We start from the raw sequence: 1,690 nt of genomic DNA, 5'->3' as shown, positions 1-1,690 counted from the left end.
GGGGGGGGGGGGGGGGGGGGGGGGGCAACGGCGGTTCGGCTCGAGCCGCAGCGCCCCTCACCCGAAATCCCTGCCTCGGGCATGGATTTCGACCTCTCCCCGCGGGTGGGGAAAGGTGAAGACCAGGGCGACGACGTCCGTCGCCGCAACGGCTCACTCCGGGAGGTGAGACGCATGTTGAAGGACCGGGTCCGCGCGCTGTTCGACGAGCCCGCTTGCGCCACCAATCGCGGCAAGTCGGACAAGGACCGCAAGGCCGGCTGCTCCAAGCCGCTGACGCCGGGGGCGGCCGCCGGCGGCTGCGCCTTCGACGGCGCAAAAATCGCGCTGCAGCCGGTCACCGACGTCGCCCATCTGATCCACGGTCCGCTCGCGTGCGAGGGCAATTCCTGGGACAATCGCGGCTGCGGCTCGTCGGGCTCCGACCTGTGGCGGCGCAGCTTCACCACCGACCTGACCGAGCTCGACATCGTCACCGGGTCGGCCGAGAAGAAGCTCTACAAGGCGATCCGCGAGATCGCCCAGCGGTTCCATCCGGCCGCGGTGTTCGTCTATGCGACCTGCGTCACCGCGCTGGTCGGCGACGACATCGACGCTGTCTGCAAGCACGCCGCGAAGAAATACGGTCTGCCGGTGGTGCCGGTGCACGGCGCGGGCTTCGTCGGCTCGAAGAATCTCGGCAACAAGATCGCCGGCCAGGCCTTGCTCGACCACGTGATCGGCACGGTGGAGCCCGACGACGTCTCGCCGACCGACGTGGTGATCCTCGGCGAGTTCAACCTGTCCGGCGAGTTCTGGCAGGTGAAGCCGCTGTTCGACAAGCTCGGCATCCGCATCCGCACCTGCGTGCCGGGTGACGCGCGCTACGCCGACATCGCCGCCGCCCACACCGCGCGCGCCACCATGGTGGTGTGCTCGACCGCGCTGATCGGTCTCGCTCGCCAGATGCAGGAGCGCTGGGGCATCCCGTATTTCGAGGGCTCGTTCTACGGCATCCTCGACACCTCGGAATCGTTGCGCAAGGTCGCGAAGCTCCTGGTCGCGCGCGGCGCGCCGGACGATCTGCTCGCCCGCACCGAGGCGCTGATCGAGGAGGAGGAGGCGCGCGCTTACGCCCGGCTGGAGCCGTTCCGTGAAAGGCTCGCCGGCAAGCGGGTGCTGGTCAACACCGGCGGCGTGAAGTCGTGGTCGGTGGTCGCCGCCCTGATGGAGGTCGGCATGGAGGTGGTCGGCACCTCGGTGAAGAAGTCGACCCCCGAGGATCGCGACCGCATCAAGATTCTGATGCGCGAGGACGCGCACATGTTCGAATCGATGGCGCAGCGCGACCTCTATCGCATGCTGAGCGAGGGCGCCGCCGACATCATGCTGTCGGGCGGGCGCACCCAGTTCATCGCGCTCAAGGCGAAGACGCCGTGGCTCGACATCAATCAGGAGCGCTCGAACCCCTATGGCGGCTACGACGGCATGGTCGAGCTGGTGCGCCAGATCGACCTCGAGGTGAACAACCCGATCTTTGCCGCGGTGCGTCGCCCGGCGCCGTGGGACGCCGACGGCAATCTGATCGAGACGGTGGTGAGCTTCCCCGCAACGGACGCCTCTTCACCTCTCCCCGCCGGGGAGAGGTCGCGCGCATCGCGCGCGGGTGAGGGGGAGCCCACGCCCGAAAGGAACGCGGGGGCGCGCCACG

At 69.0% G+C, this 1,690-nt stretch carries 1 protein-coding gene; it reads left to right on the top strand.

The window, feature by feature from the left end; translation table 11 throughout:
* Positions 1 to 174: 174 nt before the first annotated feature.
* Positions 175 to 1,690: nitrogenase iron-molybdenum cofactor biosynthesis protein NifE (nifE, locus tag A33M_RS21945; protein WP_157223628.1), on the top strand; the 1,516-nt coding region annotated here is incomplete at its 3' end.

Origin of the sequence: Rhodovulum sp. PH10 (assembly GCF_000293785.1) — a bacterium.
GTDB lineage: Bacteria > Pseudomonadota > Alphaproteobacteria > Rhizobiales > Xanthobacteraceae > Rhodoplanes.
This window is presented reverse-complemented; position numbering and strand designations above follow the sequence as displayed.